The following is a 19,547-nucleotide window of genomic DNA, read 5'->3' on the forward strand; positions in this document are numbered from 1 at the left end:
AGGCCCCATAACCACCGCCGCCAATTGCGCCGAAGGCTGATGACCACAAGTCTTTCAAACAACGACCGCCTCGGCGTATGGGTCCTGGCTTTCGCCAGGACGACGACGGAGCGTGTTGTGGCCGCCTGCCCATGACCCCGCTCCGTGCCGGCATCCTCGCGGCCCTGGTCACGCTCGTGGCCGACCAGGCCTCAAAGCTCTGGCTGCTGAACGTGTTCGACCTCGCCCGTCGCGGCGCGGTCGAGGTGACCCCGTTCTTCGACCTGGTGCTGGCCTGGAACATCGGCATCAGCTTCGGCTGGCTCCAGAACGACGGTCAGGCTGCGCAAATGGCGCTGATGGCCGTGAAGGTCCTCGCGGTGGTTGCGCTGGCGATCTGGATGGCCCGCTCCCACACCCTGCTGGCAACCATCGCGCTCGGCCTGATCATTGGCGGCGCCATCGGCAATGGGATCGATCGCCTCGCCTATGGCGCGGTGGTCGATTTCGCGCTGTTTCACATCAATATCGGCGGAAATACCTATAATTGGTACGTGTTCAACCTCGCGGACGTGGCCATCGTTGCTGGCGTGGCGGCGCTATTGTATGATTCCTTCCTGGGGGTACCCGCCGCAAAAGCGCCCTGATCCCGGCCGATACGGACCGGCAGGCGGAACCTTGCTGTTGCGAGGGATTATGCCGCGCGAGAGCGGCAAACTGCCACATTTTGGAACAGGTACAGTGATGCGCAGCTCGAAGACCAGCGGTTCGATGGTTGAAGACCCCCGGCAGGGGTTCTGGCGGGCGTTGAAATTGTCCGCTGTCGCGCTCGGCATCGGTCTCGTCATGTCGGCTGGCGCCGCCCGCGCCGGTGACGACGGCGAGGACGACGACGACATGACCTTCGAAGAGAAGCTCATCGACAATCTGATGTCGGGCATCGGCGCCAAGAGCATGGAGAAGAAGGGTATCGAATACCGCGAGCGGTCGCCGCTGGTGGTGCCGCCCAAGCTCGACCTGCCGCCGCCCGCCGGCGTTGAAGCCAAGAACGCGCCGAACTGGCCGAAGGACCCTGACGAGAGACGCCGCAAGGAGGCCATCGCGCAGCGGAAGAAGGCCGTCAAGGCCACCGAGAGCTGGCAGGCAGGCCGGGCGTTGTCGCCCGCCGAGATGGAGGTCGGCAGGACAGCCGCACCCGAGCGCACCAGCAATGATCCTATTCAGCCGGGCACCAACGGCAATCCGTCGCTCAGCCCGGCCCAGCTCGGTTTCACCGGCGGTTTGTGGGGCATGATGTCGAACAACAAAGGCGAGGCCAAGCAATTCACGACCGAGCCGCCGCGCCAGTCGCTGGTCGAGCCGCCGCCGGGCTACCAGACGCCGTCGCCGAGCTACGCCTATGGCGCCGGAGAGGACAAGACACGGCGGACCTATTTCGACATCATGTCCGGCAAGGACAAGGAACAATAACCTCCTGCCCGTTTGCGACATCCCGACAGACGTGGTCCCGCGCCGGCGGCTCGTGCGCGCCGGACGCGGTCCTTAATTGCTTATCAGTAACTTGCGCCCGAGTTGAGTTCTCTGCTTCGTGACGCGAAGCGTTTGCCGCACGGTGTACCATGCCGTGCCTCCGAGCCGGACATCCGGGCTCGGCCTTTCATAAGGATCATAATGTCCTCTTACCGATCGGCTGCCCGCCTCCTTGCCGCGCTGCTTTCGACGAGTGTCCTCACGGCCGGCGCATCCCTTGCGCAGACCACGGTGACATCGGCTCCGCCCGCCAGCTTCACGCTCGGAAACGGCATGCAGGTCGTGGTGATTCCCGACCACCGCACGCCCGTCGTCACGGAAATGATCTGGTACAAGGTCGGCTCGGCGGACGAGACGCCGGGCAAGTCCGGGCTCGCGCACTTCCTCGAGCACCTGATGTTCAAGGGCACATCGAAGCATCCGGTCGGCGAATTCTCCCAGACCGTGCTCCGCGTCGGCGGCAACGAGAACGCCTCGACTTCGGTCGACTACACCAACTACTACCAGCGCGTGCCGCGCGAGCAGTTGCCGACCATGATGGAGTTCGAGGCCGACCGTATGACCGGCCTGATCCTCAAGGACGAGAACGTGTTGCCCGAGCGCGACGTCGTGCTCGAAGAATACAACATGCGCGTCGCCAACAATCCAGACGCACGGCTGAACGAGCAGATCATGGCCGCGCTTTATCTCAACCATCCCTACGGCCGACCGGTGATCGGCTGGCACCAGGAGATCGAGAAGCTCGATCGCGAGGATGCGCTCGCCTTCTACCGCCGCTTCTACGCGCCGAACAACGCGATCTTGGTGATCGCCGGCGACGTCGAGCCCGCCGACATCCGCCCGCTGGTCGAGCGCAATTTCGGCTCCATCCCGGCTCAACCCGCGATCCCGGCGCGCCGCGTCCGCCCGCAGGAGCCCGAGCCCGCGGCGCCGCGCACCGTGACGCTGGCCGATCCGCGCGTCGAGCAGCCCGGCCTGCGACGCTATTACCTGGTGCCCTCGGCGACGACGGCTGCGGCCGGCGAAAGCGCGGCCCTCGACGTGCTGGCGCAACTGATGGGCAGCGGCAGCAATTCCTATCTCTACCGTGCGCTGGTGGTGGACAAGCCGCTCGCGGTCTCCGCGAGCGCCAGCTATTCGAGCATCTCGCTCGACCCGACCCAGTTCGCGATCTCGGCTTCGCCCAAATCCGGCGTCAGCTTCGCCGAGGTCGAGCAGGTGGTCGACGGCGTCATCGCCGACATCGCGCAGAACCCGATCCGCGCCGAGGATCTCGAGCGGGTCAAGACCCAGCTCATCGCCGAGGCGATCTACGCCCAGGACAACCAGGCGGTGCTGGCGCGCTGGTATGGCGGCGCACTGACCACGGGCCTGTCGATCGAGGACATCCGGAGCTGGCCCGATCGCATCCGCGCCGTTACCGCCGAGCAGGTCCGCACCGTCGCGCAGAAATGGCTCGAGAAGAAGCGCTCGGTGACGGGCTATCTGATCAAGGACACCGGCGCCGCCAAGCGCGAGGAGAAGCGTTCGTGACCTATCCCTTCCTTCGACGTGTCTCATTCTCCCTCGTCACCGGCGCGGCACTCGCGCTTGCTACCGTCTCGCCGTCGCAGGCGGCGGCAAAGATCCAGCATTTGACCTCGCCGGGCGGCATCGAGGCCTGGTTCGTACAGGATGCGACTGTGCCGCTGATCGCCATGGAATATTCCTTTGCCGGCGGCTCGGCCCAGGATCCCAAGGACAAGTCGGGCGTCGCCAATCTGGTCGGCGATCTCCTCGACGAAGGCTCCGGCGATCTCGATTCCAAGACTTTCCATGAGCGGCTCGACCGCCGCGCCATCGAGCTCTCCTTCAGCGCCACCCGCGACACCTTCCGCGGCAGCCTGCGCATGCTGCGCGACAACAAGGACGAAGCCTTCGACCTGCTGCGAAGCGCGCTGACCTCGCCGCATTTCGAAACCGCCGATGTCGAGCGCATCCGCTCGCAGGTGATCTCGGGCCTGCGCCGCGAGACCACCAACCCGACCTCGCTGGCGAGCCGCAAATTCCTGGAGCTCGCCTTCGGCGATCATCCCTACGGTCGGCAGTCCAACGGCAACCTCGACAGCGTTCCGACCATCACGGTCGCCGACATGAAGGATTATGTCGGCCGCGTGCTCGCCAAGGACACGCTGAAGATTGCAGTGGTTGGCGACGTGGATGCCGATACGCTCGGCAAGCTGCTCGACCACACGTTTGGCAGCCTGCCCGCCAAGGCCAATCTCGTGCCGGTCCCCGACGTTGAGGCCGCCAAGCCGCCGCAACGCGCTTTCGTGACGCTCGACGTGCCCCAGACCGTGATCACCTTCGGCGGCCCCGGAGTGAAGCGCAGCGATCCGAACTTCATGGCGGCCTATGTTGTCAACCACATCCTCGGCGGCGGCGGGTTGTCCTCGCGGCTCTATCGCGAGGTGCGCGAGAAGCGCGGACTGGCCTATTCGGTGTTCGAATCGCTGCTCTGGATGGAGCATTCGGCGGTCTTCATCGGCAATACCGGCACCCGCGCCGACCGTGCCGGTGACACCATCGACGCCATCGACAAGGAAGTGCGCCGGATCGCCGAGGAAGGCCCGACGCAGAAGGAGCTCGACGAGGCCAAGTCCTACCTCAAGGGCTCGCAGATGCTGGCGCTCGACACCTCCTCGAAGCTCGCGCAGGCGCTGCTGCAATATCAGCAGGACAAGTTGCCGATCGACTATATCGAGAAGCGCAACGCCGTCGTGGATGCGGTCACCATGGACGACGCCAAGGCGGCCGCAAAGCGCCTCTGGGGCCAGGGCCTGCTGACCGTCGTCGTCGGCCGCGCTCCGCAGGCCGCGGCGCAACCCGCAGCCGCACCGGCGACGAAGTCGAACTGACGTCTTCCATACGCTTCCTGAAATGGCCGGGCTCGCCCGGCCATTTGCATTTCGGGGCGCCATTGCCGAACTTGGGCGTCCGGGATATGTCCGGGCATCACGAATGGTGCCACCATGCTGCGGATATCCCGCGATCTCGTCATCGACGAGGACGACATCGAGATCGGCTTCGTCCGCGCCTCCGGCCCGGGCGGGCAGAACGTCAACAAGGTGGCGACCTCGGCGCAATTGCGCTTCGACACGCGGAAGCTGACGCTTCCGGAGGATGCCGCGCTGCGCCTCGCCCGGCTCGCAGGGCAGCGCATGACCAAGGACGGCGTCATCGTGATCCAGGCCCAACGCTTCCGCACCCAGGAGCGCAACCGCCAGGACGCCATCGACCGTCTTACGGAGATGCTCGGAGAAGCCATGATCCGGCCGAAGCCGCGGCGCGCGACAAAGCCGACCTTTGGCTCCAAGCAGCGCCGGCTCGAGGGCAAGAAACACCGCAGCGACATCAAGTCGAAGCGCGGGCGCGGTTTCGACGACTAGCAGAGACTGCAAAAGAACTCCGGCCGCAGGGCGACCGGAGTTCTGCCGTCTCACTCCATTGGCTAGTAGCGCTTGCCCGTGGCTGCACCGCCCGGCGCGGAATCGTCGGCGGTCCCTTTGTGTGCAGCACTGCCCGTGGTGCCAACCGTGCCCCTGGTGCCCTTCGTCGGCTTCATGCCCGTCGTCTCGCCCGCCGTGCCCGGCTGGGCGTTCATCTCCTCGTCGCCGCTGCCCATCGTGCTGCCTTGCATGGGTTTGCTTTGCACGGTGCCGCTAGGCTTGGCGCCAGACGACGTACCTTGCGCGAGAACAGGTGTCACAATGAGGGCCGAGACGGCGCATGCGATTGCGGAGGTCTTCACCAACTTCATCCATTTCTCCTGGATTTTCGCGATGATCGGTTCGGCGGCTTGATGCGCCGTCCGCCTGAGCCGAACCAATCCATCGCGTTACGAGCTCGAACGGCGCGACCGCAATGCAACCTGTCTCGTGTGGTGATCGTTTAGGGATTTGACGGCGGTTTCGCGGAATTGTCTTCCGCATATACGGCAGCGCGGAACAACGCACCCGCGTGCACCTCCGCACGCAGCGAAACAGCCCGCTACTACCACCGCATGTTTTGCCGCGCCTAGAGTTTGCGCACGCTGAATTGACGTGGACGGGCGGACTTTTGACGATGCGCGCGATCGTGCTGGGATTGTGCACCGCGATGGTGCTGGTGCGGGTGGCCGAGGCGCAGATGCCCTTGCCGGCTGCAAAGCCGCCGGATGGCGCAACACTGTTCAAGCAGCAATGCGCGGTGTGCCACACCACGAACCTGTCAGAACCGGTGCGGCAGGGTCCGCCGCTGGTCGGGATCGTCGGGCGGCCCGCCGGCAAGGTCGAGGGCTTTCACTATTCAGAGCCCCTCGCAAAAGCAGCCTTCGCCTGGGACGAGACGAAGCTCGACGCATGGCTGACCAATCCGCAAGCCGTGATTCCCGGCGTGGTCATGGTGTACCGGCAGGCGAAACCGGAGACGCGCGCCGCCATCATCGCCTTTCTTAAGGAGCAGAACTGAATGGCAAAGCCGGTCCATTCCATGATCCGCGCACGCGACGAGGCGCGCTCACTCGACTTCTACAGACGGGCCTTTAGCCTGGAAGTCACCGAGCGTCTGAAGTTCGCAGACTTTGCCCTGATCTATCTGCGTCACCCCTCCTCACCCTTCGAGCTGGAGCTGACGGTCAATTTCGATCGCAAGGAGCCGTATGCGCTCGGCGACGGCTACGGACATCTCGCCGTGGTTGTCGAGGATCTCGATGCCGAACATGCCCGCTTCGAGCGCGAGAAGCTCGCACCGGGTCAGCTGCGCGACTTCAAGCACGACGGCAAAACGTTGGCGCGCTTCTTCTTCGTCAGCGACCCCGACGGCTACAAGATCGAGGTGATCCAGCGCGGCGGACGTTTCAACTGATCGAACCACAAGAATTCCAATCCCAAAAAATCGAAGGAGGAATGCCATGAGAGAAGTCGATCGTCGAAGCAAGCACAGCCGCCGCGTCTTTCTCAAAGGCGCCGCGACCGCCGTGCCGGTCGCGGCAGTCGCGACCAGCGTCGCCGTCAGCATCGAGGGCGCATGGGCTGACGAGACAAGCGCGCTTTCGCCCGCGACGATGAAGACGCTGCTGAGGGTCGCACGCGATATCTATCCGCACGACGTCCTCGGCGACAGCTATTACATCACCGCGATCAAGCCGTGGGACGGCAAGGCGGCGAAGGATTCCGCCGTCAAGTCGCTGATCAGCGACGGCATCACACGGCTCGATCAGAATGCGCGTGATCGCCACAAGGTGGCTTACGCTGAAGTGCCCTGGGAAGCCGATCGCGTGGTGCTGTTGAAGGAGATCGAGCAGAGCGACTTCTTCCAGAAGGTGCGCGGCGACCTCATCGTCTCTCTCTACAACCAGAAGGAGGTCTGGCCGCGGTTCGGCTACGAGGGCTCCTCCGCCGAGCACGGCGGTTACATCAACCGCGGCTTCGCCGACATCGACTGGCTGCCGAAGGCTTAACGCTCACCCAACAGTTCAGGAGAACGCATATGGCAAAATTCGATCTGAACGACTCCAGTGTTGTGGTGATCGTCGGCTCCGGTGCCGGCGGTGGCACGCTGGGCAACGAGCTCGCACAGAAGGGCGTCAAGGTCGTCATTCTCGAAGCAGGTCCCCGCATCGAGAATCAGGACTTCGTCAATGACGAGTGGGAGAGCTTCTCGCAGCTCGCCTGGACCGATGCGCGCACCACATCAGGATCATGGCGCGTCGCAAAAGACTTCTCGGGTCTTCCCGCCTGGATCGTCAAGGCGGTCGGCGGCTCCACAACCCATTGGGCGGGCGCGTCGCTGCGCTTCGACGAACACGAGTTCAAGGTGAAGAGCACCTACGGCAACATTCCCGGCGCCAACCTGCTGGACTGGCCGGTCACGCTCGCGGAGATGGAGCCGTGGTACGCCAAGGCCGAGAACAAGATGGGGGTGACCCGCACCAACGGCATTCCCGGACTTCCCGGCAACAATAACTTCAGAGTGATGGAGGCGGGCGCAAAGAAGCTCGGTTACAAGACTGTGCACACCGGCAACATGGCGATCAACAGCCAGCCACGCGACGGCCGCGGCGCCTGTCAGCAGATCGGCTTCTGCTTCCAGGGCTGCAAGTCCGGCGCGAAATGGTCGACGCTTTACACCGAGATACCCAAAGGCGAGGCGACCGGCAATCTCGAGGTCCGTCCCGCGAGCATGGCGGTCAAGATCGAGCATGACGCAGGCGGCAAGGTCACCGGCGTGGTGTACGCCGACGAGACGGGCGCGATGCAGCGCCAGAAGGCCCGCATCGTTGCGGTGGCCGGCAATTCGATCGAAAGCCCGCGGCTGCTGTTGAACAGCGCATCCACGATGTTTCCCGACGGCCTCGGCAACTCATCGGGCCAGGTCGGCCGCAACTACATGCGCCACGTGACCGGCAGCGTCTACGCCGTCTTCGAGAAATCGGTGCACATGTATCGCGGCACCACCATGGCCGGCATCATCCGCGACGAGGCCGCAAATAATCCGAAGCGCGGCTTCGTCGGCGGCTACGAGATGGAGACACTGTCGATCGGCCTGCCCTTCATGGCGGCGTTCCTCAACCCCGGCGCCTGGGGACGTCCGTTCACCGCAGCGCTCGACGGTTATCCCAGGATGGCCGGCATGTGGCTGGTCGGCGAGGACATGGCGCAGGAGACCAACCGCATCACGCTCGATCCGACCGTGAAGGACAAGTTCGGCCAGCCGGTCGCAAGCGTGCACTTCGACGATCATCCCAACGATCTCGCGATGCGCGCGCACGCGTACAAGCAGGGCGCTGCGGTCTACGATGCCGTCGGAGCCACCGTGAGTTATCCGACACCGCCCTATCCCAGCACGCACAATCTCGGTACCAACCGGATGAGCGAGAAGCCCAGAGATGGCGTGGTCAACAAGTTCGGGCAAAGCCACGACATCAAGAACCTGTTCGTCTCCGACGGCAGCCAGTTCACCAGCGGCGCAGCCTGCAATCCGACGCTGACCATCGTTTCGCTGGCGATCCGGCAGGCGGATTACATTGCCGGCGCAATGCAGAAGAAAGAGATCTGACGCCCGACGTCCATCGGCTCGGAATGGAGCACACCGTTCCCTCCCCGCCGTTGCGAGCGACGCGAAGCAATCCAGAATCCCACCGCGGTGACGGTCTGGATTGCTTCCGTCGCAAGAGCTCCTCGCAATGACGGAGGGGCTATTCAGCCGCATCAAGAATGGGTGCGACGGCGACCTTGAAATCCCGTACCGGCGCCAAGCTCCGGGAGCGATAGATCAGGCAGGAGCAGCGCAGCAACGAGGCAAAATTGTTGACCTCGCCGTGATGGTCGAGCACCTCGTTGTAGAGCGTCGTCAGGAATTTGCCGACGCTCATGTTCTCCTTGGCCGCGATCTCCTCCAGCGTGTCCCAGAACGCCATTTCCAGACGGATCGAGGTGCAATGCCCACCGATCCGTAAGGAGCGGGTCTGGGATTCATAGTCGCGTTGGGGCTGATGCGCGAAGAGATGGCACATGGCGTCCTCCCGTCCTGTTGCCGTTTTTTCGCGATGCTACACCGCAGCCCGGTACCCCACAATCGGGACGGCAGCCGGAGATCGATCCATCCCGGTTGCGCGATTTTCTCGAACGTCCAATCCCATCAATGCGATAGACAGCCCTTTTCCCCAGCCCGCCACGTTCCTGTTGCCCAACACATGCTTTTGACGCAACACGGCCTAGAATAGCGTCCCGAATCTGAAATCGAACTCATGCCCGTCCGCCAATTACCCGAACAGGTCGTCAACCGCATCGCCGCCGGCGAGGTGGTCGAACGTCCCGCGAGCGTGGTCAAGGAACTGGTCGAGAACGCCATCGATGCCGGTGCGAGCCGGATCGACGTCTTTACCGATGGCGGCGGGCGCCGGCGGATCGGCATCACCGACGACGGCGGCGGCATGACCGCCAAGGACCTGTCACTGGCGGTCGAGCGTCACGCCACCTCCAAGCTCGACGACGAGGACTTGCTGCAGATCCGCACGCTCGGATTCCGCGGCGAAGCACTGCCCTCGATCGGCTCCGTGGCGCGGCTCGCCATCACCACGCGGCACGCCAGCGAGCCGCACGCCTGGGCGCTCAATGTCGAGGGCGGCGAGAAATCCGAGATCATGCCGGCGGCGCTGGCCCACGGCACGCGCGTGGAGGTCAATGACCTCTTCTACGCGACGCCGGCGCGGCTGAAGTTCTTGAAGACCGACCGGACCGAGGCGGAAGCGATCCGTGAGGTGGTGCGGCGCCTCGCGATGGCGCGGCCCGAAATCGCCTTCACGCTCGCGGGCGAAGAGCGCGCGCCGGTGACCTGGGCTGCGGCGCTGCCCGGCGTCGCCGGTCGCCTGACCCGTCTCGGCGACATTCTGGGGGCAGAGTTCCGCAGCCATGCCATCGAGGTCCATGCCGAGCGCGAGGGCGTGGTGGTCGCTGGCTATGCCGCAGCGCCGGCGCTGACCAAAGCCAACGCGCTCGGGCAATATCTCTTCGTCAACGGCCGCCCGGTGCGCGACAAGCTGATCCTAGGGGCAGTGCGCGGGGCCTATGCCGACTATCTGCCGCGCGACCGCCATCCGGTACTGGCGCTGTTCGTCACGCTCGATCCGCGCGAGGTCGACGCCAACGTGCATCCGGCCAAGACCGAGGTGCGGTTTCGCAACGCCGGCCTCGTCCGCGCGCTGATCGTGCACGGATTGAAGGAAGGGCTTGCACGGGAGGGCCGGCGTACGGCGGCCAATAGCGGCGAAAGTGCGCTGTCGTCGTTCCGCCCCGCATTCACGCCGCGCCCGGCAAGCTGGGACTGGCGGGCGTCGCCATCCGCCCCGGTCGCGCCGATGCCGTCATTCGACGGCTCCGCCGTGCCGGCATTTACCGAACGCGCCCAAGCGGCGTTCGACGTCGGCGCACCCAGCGCGGACGTGCGGATCGAATCCCAGCCGGTCAGTGATCTGGTCGACCGCCCGCTCGGCGCTGCGCGCACCCAGATCCACGAGACCTATATCGTCTCGCAGACCCGCGATGGCTTAATCATCGTCGACCAGCACGCCGCGCATGAACGCATCGTCTACGAGCGGCTGAAGGCCTCGCTGGCGGAGAACGGCGTGCAGCGGCAGATCCTGCTGATCCCGGAAATCGTCGAGATGGATGAGGCCACGGTGGAGCGCCTGCTCGAGCGCAGCGAGGAGCTGGCGTCGTTCGGCCTTGCAATCGAATCCTTCGGCCCCGGCGCGGTGGCGGTGCGCGAGACGCCGTCGCTGCTCGGCAAGACCAACGCCGGCGGGCTCTTGCGCGATCTTTCCGAGCACATGGCTGAGTGGGACGAGGCGCTGCCTCTGGAGCGCCGCCTGATGCACGTCGCCGCCACCATGGCCTGCCACGGCTCGGTGCGCGCCGGCCGAAGGCTGCGGCCGGAGGAGATGAACGCCCTGCTCCGCGAGATGGAGGACACGCCGAACTCCGGCCAGTGCAATCACGGCCGCCCGACCTATGTCGAGCTGAAGCTGTCGGATGTCGAGAAGCTGTTCGGGCGGAGGTAACGTTCGAAATTACGGCCGCTTCAAAAACACGAACTCCGTGTCGTCATAAGCGCGCCGCTCCAATTCCTCGAAGCCCTCCGGCGTGACGAACTGCGCAACCTTTGCCTCTTCCACGACGAGCAGCGCGCCCGGCGTCAGCCAGCCGCCGTCGCGCAAGCTCGCAAGCGCCTTCTCCGCAAACCCTTTGCCATAGGGCGGATCGAGAAACACCAGCGAGAACGGCTCGACCGGATGCGCAGGACCAAGATCGGTCGCATCGCGGCGATAGACTTTTGTCACGCCACCCAAGCCCAGCGTCTCGACATTATTCCGCAGCAGGGCGCGCGCTTCCGCGCCGTTGTCGACGAACAGCACGAATTTCGCGCCGCGTGACGACGCTTCGATGCCGAGCGCGCCGGTGCCGGCGAAGAGATCGAGCACGCGCGCATCCGCAATCGGATCGTCATAGGCGTGCACGAGGATGTTGAACACGGACTCGCGCAGGCGGTCCGCCGTGGGGCGGATGTCGCGCGAGGACGGTGAGGCCAGATTGCGCCCCTTCAAGCGACCGCCGACGACGCGCAACGTCAGTCCTCCTTCGGCGCCAGATCGCGTTTGCCGTGGTAGCCGCGCTTGGGACGGCGCGGCGGGCCGTAGCCGCTCGCCTCAGCCTCGTTGCGCTCGCGCGCTTCCTCGCTCCCGGTGCGTTGCACCAGCACGCGGCGGCCCTTGCGGTCGTTGATCACGCCGCGCTTGGTCGCCGGCTTCTTCTCGCGCGGCGCGTCGTCTCCCTCATGCGAGGCAGATTTCTGCGGCACGTCGAACTGCGCGCCCGATTTCTCGATGATCTTTTCGCCGAGCTGGTCGCGCAGCACGCGGGACTTGATCTCCTCGACCTGGCCTTCGGGGACCTCGCCGAGCTGGAACGGGCCGTAGGAGACCCGGATCAGCCGGTTCACCTCGAGTCCCAGATGAGCGCAGACGTTGCGCACTTCGCGGTTCTTGCCCTCGCGGATCGCGAAAACCAGCCAGACATTGGCGCCCTGGTCACGCTCCAGCGTGGCGTCGATCGGACCGTATTTGATGCCCTCGATCTCGATGCCGTTCTTCAGCTCGTCGAGCTGCGCCTGCGTGACGTCGCCATGGGCGCGGACACGGTAGCGGCGCAGCCAGCCGGTGTCCGGCAGCTCGAGCGTGCGCGCGAGCCCGCCATCATTGGTGAGCAGCAGCAGGCCTTCGGTGTTGAAGTCGAGCCGGCCGACACTGATCAGCCGCGGCAGACCGTCGGGCAGATTGTCGAACACGGTCGGACGTCCCTCGGGATCGTCATGCGTCGTCATCAGGCCGCGCGGCTTGTGATAGAGGAACAGCCGCGTGCGCTCGCGCTCCGGCAACGGCTTGCCGTCGATGGTGACGACATCGTTCGAGGTGATATCGAGCGCCGGCGAGTTGATGACGCGGCCGTTGACGCTGACGCGGCCCTGCGTGACCATCTCCTCGGCATCGCGGCGCGAGGCGAGGCCCGCACGCGACAGCACCTTGGCGATACGCTCGCCGGCCTTCTTCGGCTTGACCTCTTCCTCGCGGCGCGGCCGCCGCTCGGAATCACGATCGCGCTCGCGATAGGCGCCGCGACCACCGAAGGCCGGACGTTTCTCGAAGATCCTGCTCTCATCCTCGTTTTCGCGACGTGGACGATCGCCGGAAGGCGCTTCGCTGCGGGGATGCTCGTGCCAGTCGGAACGGCCCTCGGAACGCTCGCGCGGACGATCGAATTTCGGGCGATCGCCGCCGCGATCGAACCTCGGACGATCATCGCGCGGACGATCGAACTTGGGACGATCGAATTTGGGCCGCTCGCGGAACGGACGATCACCCGATGGACGATCGTCGCGCGAACGCGAAAAGCGGGGACGGTCGTCGCCGCCGCCTTGCCGATCATCGCGCTTCTGCCAGGGCTTGTCCTGACCGCGGTCGCTGCCGCCGAAATCCTTGCGCGGACCCTTGCTGAAGTCCTTGCGCGGCGGCCGGTCGCCGCGCGGGGCCGCATCGCGCTTCTGCCAGGGTTTCGAATCGCTGCGCTCGCTGCGATTGCGGTCCGGTGCGCCGCGCGAAAACTTCCGCTCGCCGTCGAACTTGCGTTCTGGACGGTCGCCACGCGGCGCGTAAGGTCGCTTGTCGCCAAACTTCGCGTCACCGGTTCGGCCGGCCGGACGGGAATCGTCGCGATCCCTGCGCGGCGGACGGTCATCACGCCCATAGGACGGGCGATCACCGCGCGGCTTGAACGGCCGCTTGTCGCCATCGCGCGAGGGGCGATCAGAAAATGGGCGGTCGCCACGGGGCTTGAACGGGCGCTTCTCGCCGTCGCGCGACGGACGATCGGAAAACGGACGGTCTTCACGCGGCTTGAAGGGACGATCGCCACGCGGCTTGAAGCTGCGCTCGCCACGATCCTCGCCGCGCGGCCGGTCTTCACGCGGCCGGTCTTGGCGCGGCCGGTCTTCGCGATTGAACTTCGGGCGGTCGCTGAAGTCGCGGCGCGGGGCATCGCCCTCCTCGCGGCGGCGGAAGGGACGGCTGTCGCGGTCGCCGCGGGGCGGGCGGGCGTCGCCTTTGTCCCCGGCAGGGCCGCGCTTGGCGAACTTCTTGTCGGGTCCGCGTGGCTTGCCGGAGCGGCCCTTGGCGGGGCCGCCCTTGGCCGGGCCGCGATCACGCCGGCCGCGGGAATCGTTGTCTTTGTCGCTGTCGCGAGGCATGAATAATCTCACTCAGGGGGTGGCCAGAAAGCATTGTGCGCGCTCGTCTCGAGCCGCATGCTCAGGCAAAATCGGTAAGCACTTCTGCTGAAGGCGCAGCTACTAGCAGGTTTCTCGGGATGATACGAGGCTTGAAAGCCCCCTCTTTCATGGATTTGGCGCTCAAAACGGCCGAAAACGCCGGAAAGGCGGGCGAAGTTCCGATCGGATGCGTCGTGGTCCGCAATTACGAGGTCATCGCCACCGCGGCGAACCGGACGCTGACGGACTACGACCCCACGGCTCATGCCGAGATCGTTGCGCTGCGCGAGGCGGCCAAAAAGATCGGCAGCGAGCGCCTGGTCGACTGCGACCTGTACGTGACGCTGGAGCCGTGCACCATGTGTGCGGGCGCGATCTCGTTTGCAAGGGTGAGGCGCCTGTATTACGGCGCCGCCGACCCCAAGGGCGGCGCGGTTGAATCAGGCGTGCGGTTCTTCACGCAGCCGACCTGCCATCACGTTCCGGATGTCTATTCCGGGGTTGGCGAAAGCGAAGCGGCGCGGCTGCTCAAGGACTTCTTTCGGGAGCGGCGCTGATTGCTCCACACTCCGCCGTCATGCCCCGCGAAGGCGGGGCATCCAGTACGCCGAGGCCTGCCGACTCAATCATGACCGCCTCGGAGTACTGGATCGCCCGCCTTCGCGGGCGATGACAGTTGAGTGTGTGGCGAACAGCGGGGCCTAGACCGAGAAGAACTCGCGCAACGCCTTGGCGGTGACATCGGGGTTCTCTTCGGTGAGGAAGTGTCCGGAATCCACCGGCATGCCAGCGACGTTGGTGGCCCATTGCTTCCAGACATCGAGCGGGGTGGCGGCGGCTTGCGCCACGCCGGCATTGCCCCACAGCGCCAGCATCGGAATGGTGATCTTCTTGCCGGCCTCGAAATCGGCCTTGTCGAGATCGTAGTCGAAATAGGCGCCGGCGCGATAATCCTCGCACATCGCGTGCACGCGGGCGGGATCGCGGAACGGGGCGATGTAATGTTCGAGCGCGCGCGCGTCGATGGCCTCCAACGTCTTCGACCCGGTCTGGCTCGCCATCTTGAAGCGCAGGAAGAACTCGCCATTGCTCGCGATCAGCGTCTCCGGCAATGGCGCGGGCTGCGCCAGAAACGTCCAGTGATAGATCTTCAGCGCGTAGGCGCGGTTCATCCGCTCCCAGTAATTATAGGTCGGCAGGATATCGAGCACGGCGAGCTTCGACAGCCGGCCAGGATGATCGAGCGCCAACCGGTACGAGACGCGGCCGCCGCGATCGTGGCCGGCGAGCGCGAAGTGCACGTGGCCGAGTTGCTCCATCGCCTCGACCATGGCCTTCGCCATCGCCCGCTTGCTGTAGGGGATGTGCAGCGCATCGCTCTCGGGCATGTCGGACCAGCCATAGCCGGGCAGATCGGCGATGATCAGCGTGAACTGGTCGGCCAGTTGCGGCGCGACGCGGTGCCACATCACGTTGGTCTCGGAGAAGCCGTGCAGCAGCAGCAGCGGCGGTCCCTTGCCGCCGACGCGGGCGAAGATGCGGCCGAAGGAGGTGTTGATCCATTCGGAGGCGAAGCCGGGATAGAGGTCGGCGAGATCGGACATCTTCTGCATCCTTATCTGTCAGCGCGGGATCTGCTCGGTCTTGAGGTGCCCCAAAACAAAAAGTCGAAAAACAACCCCATGCACAGTAGCTAAGTTCAACAGCCGCCTACACAATTTCGGAGTGCCGACGGCGCGGGCCGAAATTGCGCGCGCGTGCGAAAAAAGCCTGTCAGCCTCGGGACTTCTCGGCGTCCACCGCCTGCCAGCCGATGTCGCGGCGGCAAAAACCTTCCGGCCAGATGATGCGGTCGACGGCCTGATAGGCGCGCACCTGCGCCTCCGTCACGGTCTTGCCGAGCGCGCAGACATTGAGCACGCGGCCGCCATTGGCGAGGATGGCGCCGTCCTTCTCGACCGTGCCGGCGTGGAAGATCTCGGCGGTCTCGACCTTGGCGGCGGCGTCGAGCCCCTCGATCCGCGTGCCTTTCTGATAGTCGCCGGGATAGCCCTTCGCCGCCATCACCACCGTGAGCGCGGCCTCCGGATGCCAGCGGAGGTCAAAGTTCTTCAACTGCCCGTCGCAGGCGGCGAGGAAGGCCGGCACGATGTCCGACATCATCCTGAGCATCAGCACCTGGCACTCGGGATCGCCGAAGCGCACGTTGAACTCGAACAGTTTCGGGCCCTGCGTCGTCAGCATGATCCCGGCATAGAGGATGCCGCGGAACGGCGTGCCGCGCTGCTTCATGCCTGATACCGTCGGCAGAATGATCTTGGCCATGATCGCGTCGTGGATCGCCGGCGTCACCAGCGGCGTCGGCGAATAGGCGCCCATGCCGCCGGTGTTCGGGCCGACGTCATGGTCGAACACGCGCTTGTGGTCCTGGGCGGACGCCAGCGGAATGGCGGTCTCGCCGTCGCACAGCGCGAAGAAGCTGATCTCGCGGCCCGGCAAAAACTCCTCGATCACGACCTCGGCGCCGGCCTCGCCAAAGGCGCCCTCGAACATCATGGCGATGGCGTCCTCGGCCTCGCGCACGGTCTTGGCGACGACGACGCCCTTGCCGGCGGCAAGGCCGTCGGCCTTGACCACGATCGGCGCGCCCTGGCTCTGGACGTAAGCACGCGCATCGGCGGCATTGGTGAATCGCTTGTAGGCGCCGGTCGGAATACCGAATTCGGTGCAGAGCGCCTTGGTAAAACCCTTGGAGCTTTCGAGCTGGGCGGGGATCCTGTTCGGCCCGAACGCCTTGATGCCGGCGACGGTGAGGTCATCGACGATACCGGCCGCCAGAGGCGTCTCCGGGCCGACCACCACGAGCTCGACCGCATTCTTTTTGCAGAAGGCGATCACGGCGGCATGGTCGGCGACATCGAGCGCCACGCACTCCGCCTCGCGCGCGATCCCGGCATTGCCCGGCGCGCACCAGAATTTGGTCACCAGGGGAGAGGCTGCGATCTTCCACGCCAGGGCATGTTCGCGGCCGCCGGAACCAAGCAGGAGAATGTGCATCGAAGGCTCGAAATGAGGGGTTTTGCTGGGGGCGGAGGTCGCATGAATCGGGGTGGGGCTCAAGGGGAAACGGCCCGAACTCCCCGTCATTCCGGGGCGCGGAGCACGAACTGCAATCCATTTGAACGGCATTTTTGGTGGTTCGCGGGGTTCGAGCTCACCGCTTTCGCGACGCCCGGAATGACTGCGCAGAATTACGGGTGACAGTGCATCAAATTCCAAAGCCAAAGCGTCAGTTGGCGCCGTTTAGTGCACTGTTACCGTATATCCCCCGTAATTCGGCTTGATGCGTCGGGCAAAACAGGTGCATAATGCTATTATCCCGAAATCACACAGACACCGCGGCTGGCGCCTCGCCCACGTGAGCCAGCATCTGTCGACATCGCCGCTCCTTCCCGCGAGGAGAGCTATCACTTTGAATACACATGACCACAGGTTTATAACGCGCCTCCCACACGGAGAACGCGTCCCCCTCGATGTGCTCCGGCAGTGGACCGAAAGCGGGTCTGTTGAGGCAGCATTAAAGACCATGGCGAAGCAGGAAGAATTTCCCCATTGGGGCTCAAAGGGTGCGATTAATCGCGCTGGCGAAGCGCTCCGAGGCGGTAAGTTGGAGCGAGGACATGCGGCTATTCTAGAATCGTGGAGGATGGCCCATCGCGATGTGATCAACTCGTTTCAATCGCTCTTGCGGGCCAGAGCTAAGGACTTGGATGTGCAGGTGGCGCAACGATTGAAGCGCCGCTCAACGATTATCGACAAACTGTCTCGCCATGACGGGATGCAGCTTGCTCGCATGGATGACGTGGCTGGTTGCCGGTTGATATTTCCTAGTATCAAAATGCTCCACGAATTTCGTTCCAAGGTCCATCATGCAAAATTCAAGCACATCCGCAAAAACGAGAAAGATAAATACAACTACATAGAGAGACCTTCGGATCGCGGCTACCGTGGTATCCACGACATCTACGAACACAGATCCAAGTCAAAAAAGGGGAATCCGAGGTGCGACGGCCTTCTCATTGAAATTCAGTACCGAACGAGCATTCAACATGCATGGTCTACAGCCGTCGAGGTCGTAACTGAGGTCACTGAGCATGAGCCAAAATTCGATCGTGGCGACCGACGCTATGTCGAGTTATTTCGGCTAGCCAGCGAGATGCTTGCTAGGACCCTGGAGGAATGCCCACCACGATTGTTTGCAGATCTAAGCAACAAAGAATTGTATGCCGCGTTCGAGAAGCTAAATGGCGAAATTGGTGTGATGCATATGCTTGTCAATTTGGTGATCAACGATTGGGTTGGAGACCATATAGAGGCAGACCATATCATCTTGCATATCGGCAAGAAGAACGGATTTAAACTTTATCAGTTCGACCTGGAATTGGAGGCGTCTTCCAGGCTGCTTGAACTTGAGAAGGAATTTCCGGAAGACAACATCGTCTTAGTGGGCGCCAGAAACGTCGAAGAAGTAAAGTCAGCATTCAGAAATTACTTCAACGATGTGAAGGATTTTCTGGGTATGATGATGCGAGCATACAATTTGCTCGATCCGGAGACACACGCCGCAAGGATGGCTGAATATGGCATTCAACAATGAGCGACGAGTTTGATGGAATTATGTGACAGCACTGCCACCGTAATCCGAATTGAACACCGAACGAACAGAGGTCGAGAGGCAACGAATAGGACGTCTTTGGAATCGGCGATTCATTTTTGCTGCGGCCCGTTTAGGCAGATAAAGTCTGCTCCCGCAGTGGCCTCGCGACGATGAGTGCAAAAGGCCCCATACAGTTTGACCTTCTCAGCAACGCTAGGGACTCCCTTAAGCGGGCCGTGGAGTTAATGGCTTGGGGCGATATGACCTCCGACCACGCTAGACTCAAACACGCCATTACTAATGCAGCTCACACAATCGAACTGTTGCTGAAAGAGCGCCTGCGCCGCGAACATCCCGCGTTCATTTGGCAAAACGTCGATAAGTTTCGTAGCCTTCAGGCTCTTACTGTTACCCCAGAAACTGCCGTCAGCCGCCTGACTACATTATGCAATGTTACCTTCTCAGAAACAGATAAAACGAGCCTTCTCGCTCTCCGCACGACGCGGAACGCTATCGAACATTATGAGTGGCACGCTTCAGAAGCGGAGGCGAAAATCATCGTGGGCAACGCCCTAAGCTTCGCGCTGGGGTTCGCCGAAGAGCATCTTGGGATAGACCTGTCGGCCGAATTTAAGAACGACGACACATGGCGCATGTTGATTGAGCAGGCTCACGAATTCGCGCAAGCGCACAGTGCTCGCATCGCAACGAAGGCCTCCGACGGATTTCTTATGCGCTGCGATCAATGTGAAACTGAGACGGTGACCAGCGCGGGGAGTTGCCTTCTATGTGGACACTGGCAGGAAACAGGCGTTTTCAATTAGCGCCCGAGTCGATCAAGCAAGCGCGAACTAACTTCAAAAGCCAAAGCGTCAGTCGACATGGTTTAGTGCACTGTCACCGTAAACCGTAATCGAGCGATGATGGCGCGATTTGGCAGTGAGGAGAAGCCCTTAGCTGAACTGATGGTTGGCTCGGTCATTGAAGCTACGAGCGCGCCGCAGCAATGCCGTCGTCTGGCAGGTCATTTGGGCGTGACTCA

19 protein-coding genes are annotated in these 19,547 nt (G+C 63.5%); 13 read left to right on the plus strand and 6 right to left on the minus strand.

Annotated features, from left to right (window positions below; genetic code table 11):
* Positions 1-131: 131 nt before the first annotated feature.
* From lspA to arfB, 5 genes are all read left to right on the plus strand, one after another.
* Positions 132-626 carry a signal peptidase II gene (lspA, locus tag IVB48_RS25100; RefSeq protein ID WP_247320846.1) on the plus strand — a complete coding sequence of 165 codons (495 nt, stop codon included), beginning with the start codon at positions 132-134 and terminating at the stop codon, positions 624-626.
* A gap of 97 nt (positions 627-723) precedes the next feature.
* Positions 724-1,449 (plus strand): hypothetical protein, encoded by a 726-nt coding sequence (locus tag IVB48_RS25105; protein ID WP_027565401.1) that lies wholly within the window; start codon positions 724-726, stop codon positions 1,447-1,449.
* A gap of 201 nt (positions 1,450-1,650) precedes the next feature.
* Positions 1,651-3,042 carry a pitrilysin family protein gene (locus IVB48_RS25110; protein ID WP_247403920.1) on the plus strand — a complete coding sequence of 464 codons (1,392 nt, stop codon included), beginning with the start codon at positions 1,651-1,653 and terminating at the stop codon, positions 3,040-3,042.
* On the plus strand, positions 3,039-4,406 hold the full coding sequence (locus IVB48_RS25115) for a pitrilysin family protein (protein WP_247403924.1): 1,368 nt from the start codon (positions 3,039-3,041) through the stop codon (positions 4,404-4,406). The genes IVB48_RS25110 and IVB48_RS25115 overlap by 4 nt, the downstream gene beginning before the upstream one ends.
* 114 nt (positions 4,407-4,520) lie before the next feature.
* Positions 4,521-4,937 (plus strand): alternative ribosome rescue aminoacyl-tRNA hydrolase ArfB, encoded by a 417-nt coding sequence (gene arfB, locus IVB48_RS25120; RefSeq protein ID WP_018453479.1) that lies wholly within the window; start codon positions 4,521-4,523, stop codon positions 4,935-4,937.
* Positions 4,938-4,999: 62 nt separating this feature from the next.
* On the opposite strand, the gene IVB48_RS25125 is transcribed toward arfB, so the two are convergent.
* Positions 5,000-5,308, minus strand: a complete 309-nt coding sequence (locus IVB48_RS25125) for a hypothetical protein (RefSeq protein WP_247284547.1) — start codon at positions 5,306-5,308, stop codon at positions 5,000-5,002.
* A 305-nt stretch (positions 5,309-5,613) separates the two neighbouring features.
* Here IVB48_RS25125 and IVB48_RS25130 point away from each other — a divergent pair, with 305 nt between their 5' ends.
* The 4 genes from IVB48_RS25130 to IVB48_RS25145 are packed head-to-tail and all read left to right on the plus strand — an operon-like array spanning position 5,614 to position 8,586.
* Positions 5,614-5,997, plus strand: coding sequence for a c-type cytochrome (locus tag IVB48_RS25130; protein WP_247357955.1), 384 nt, complete (start codon positions 5,614-5,616; stop codon positions 5,995-5,997).
* Positions 5,998-6,393, plus strand: a complete 396-nt coding sequence (locus IVB48_RS25135) for a VOC family protein (RefSeq protein ID WP_247403926.1) — start codon at positions 5,998-6,000, stop codon at positions 6,391-6,393.
* A 46-nt stretch (positions 6,394-6,439) separates the two neighbouring features.
* Positions 6,440-6,988, plus strand: coding sequence for a gluconate 2-dehydrogenase subunit 3 family protein (locus tag IVB48_RS25140; protein WP_247403929.1), 549 nt, complete (start codon positions 6,440-6,442; stop codon positions 6,986-6,988).
* 29 nt (positions 6,989-7,017) lie between these two features.
* A complete protein-coding gene (locus tag IVB48_RS25145; RefSeq protein WP_247403932.1) occupies positions 7,018-8,586 on the plus strand; it encodes a GMC family oxidoreductase in 1,569 nt (522 codons plus the stop codon).
* Between the two features lie 139 nt (positions 8,587-8,725).
* Here the strand turns inward: IVB48_RS25145 and IVB48_RS25150 are convergent, their stop codons facing one another.
* Positions 8,726-9,043 (minus strand): ribbon-helix-helix domain-containing protein, encoded by a 318-nt coding sequence (locus tag IVB48_RS25150; RefSeq protein WP_027565409.1) that lies wholly within the window; start codon positions 9,041-9,043, stop codon positions 8,726-8,728.
* A gap of 234 nt (positions 9,044-9,277) precedes the next feature.
* Between IVB48_RS25150 and mutL the strand changes: the two genes are divergently transcribed.
* Positions 9,278-11,089, plus strand: a complete 1,812-nt coding sequence (gene mutL, locus IVB48_RS25155) for a DNA mismatch repair endonuclease MutL (protein ID WP_247403934.1) — start codon at positions 9,278-9,280, stop codon at positions 11,087-11,089.
* 9 nt (positions 11,090-11,098) lie between these two features.
* Here mutL and rsmD read toward each other — a convergent pair whose 3' ends face one another.
* Complete coding sequence (rsmD, locus tag IVB48_RS25160) at positions 11,099-11,653, minus strand: 16S rRNA (guanine(966)-N(2))-methyltransferase RsmD (protein WP_247284559.1); 555 nt, start codon at positions 11,651-11,653, stop codon at positions 11,099-11,101.
* Positions 11,654-11,655: 2 nt separating this feature from the next.
* Positions 11,656-13,827 (minus strand): pseudouridine synthase, encoded by a 2,172-nt coding sequence (locus tag IVB48_RS25165; protein ID WP_247403937.1) that lies wholly within the window; start codon positions 13,825-13,827, stop codon positions 11,656-11,658.
* Between the two features lie 119 nt (positions 13,828-13,946).
* Between IVB48_RS25165 and IVB48_RS25170 the strand changes: the two genes are divergently transcribed.
* Positions 13,947-14,405 (plus strand): nucleoside deaminase, encoded by a 459-nt coding sequence (locus tag IVB48_RS25170; RefSeq protein ID WP_204512384.1) that lies wholly within the window; start codon positions 13,947-13,949, stop codon positions 14,403-14,405.
* 144 nt (positions 14,406-14,549) lie between these two features.
* Here IVB48_RS25170 and IVB48_RS25175 read toward each other — a convergent pair whose 3' ends face one another.
* Together IVB48_RS25175 and purD are read right to left on the minus strand one after the other, a co-directional pair.
* Positions 14,550-15,452: an alpha/beta hydrolase gene (locus IVB48_RS25175; protein WP_247403940.1), complete on the minus strand. Its 903-nt coding sequence runs from the start codon at positions 15,450-15,452 to the stop codon at positions 14,550-14,552.
* 169 nt (positions 15,453-15,621) lie between these two features.
* On the minus strand, positions 15,622-16,905 hold the full coding sequence (gene purD, locus IVB48_RS25180; RefSeq protein ID WP_247403942.1) for a phosphoribosylamine--glycine ligase: 1,284 nt from the start codon (positions 16,903-16,905) through the stop codon (positions 15,622-15,624).
* Positions 16,906-17,434: 529 nt separating this feature from the next.
* Here purD and IVB48_RS25185 point away from each other — a divergent pair.
* Together IVB48_RS25185 and IVB48_RS25190 are read left to right on the plus strand one after the other, a co-directional pair.
* Complete coding sequence (locus tag IVB48_RS25185) at positions 17,435-18,505, plus strand: RelA/SpoT domain-containing protein (protein WP_247403944.1); 1,071 nt, start codon at positions 17,435-17,437, stop codon at positions 18,503-18,505.
* Between the two features lie 260 nt (positions 18,506-18,765).
* Positions 18,766-19,329 (plus strand): hypothetical protein, encoded by a 564-nt coding sequence (locus IVB48_RS25190; RefSeq protein ID WP_247403946.1) that lies wholly within the window; start codon positions 18,766-18,768, stop codon positions 19,327-19,329.
* Positions 19,330-19,547: the final 218 nt, after the last annotated feature.

The organism is Bradyrhizobium sp. 76 (genome assembly GCF_023073025.1).
Classification (GTDB): domain Bacteria; phylum Pseudomonadota; class Alphaproteobacteria; order Rhizobiales; family Xanthobacteraceae; genus Bradyrhizobium.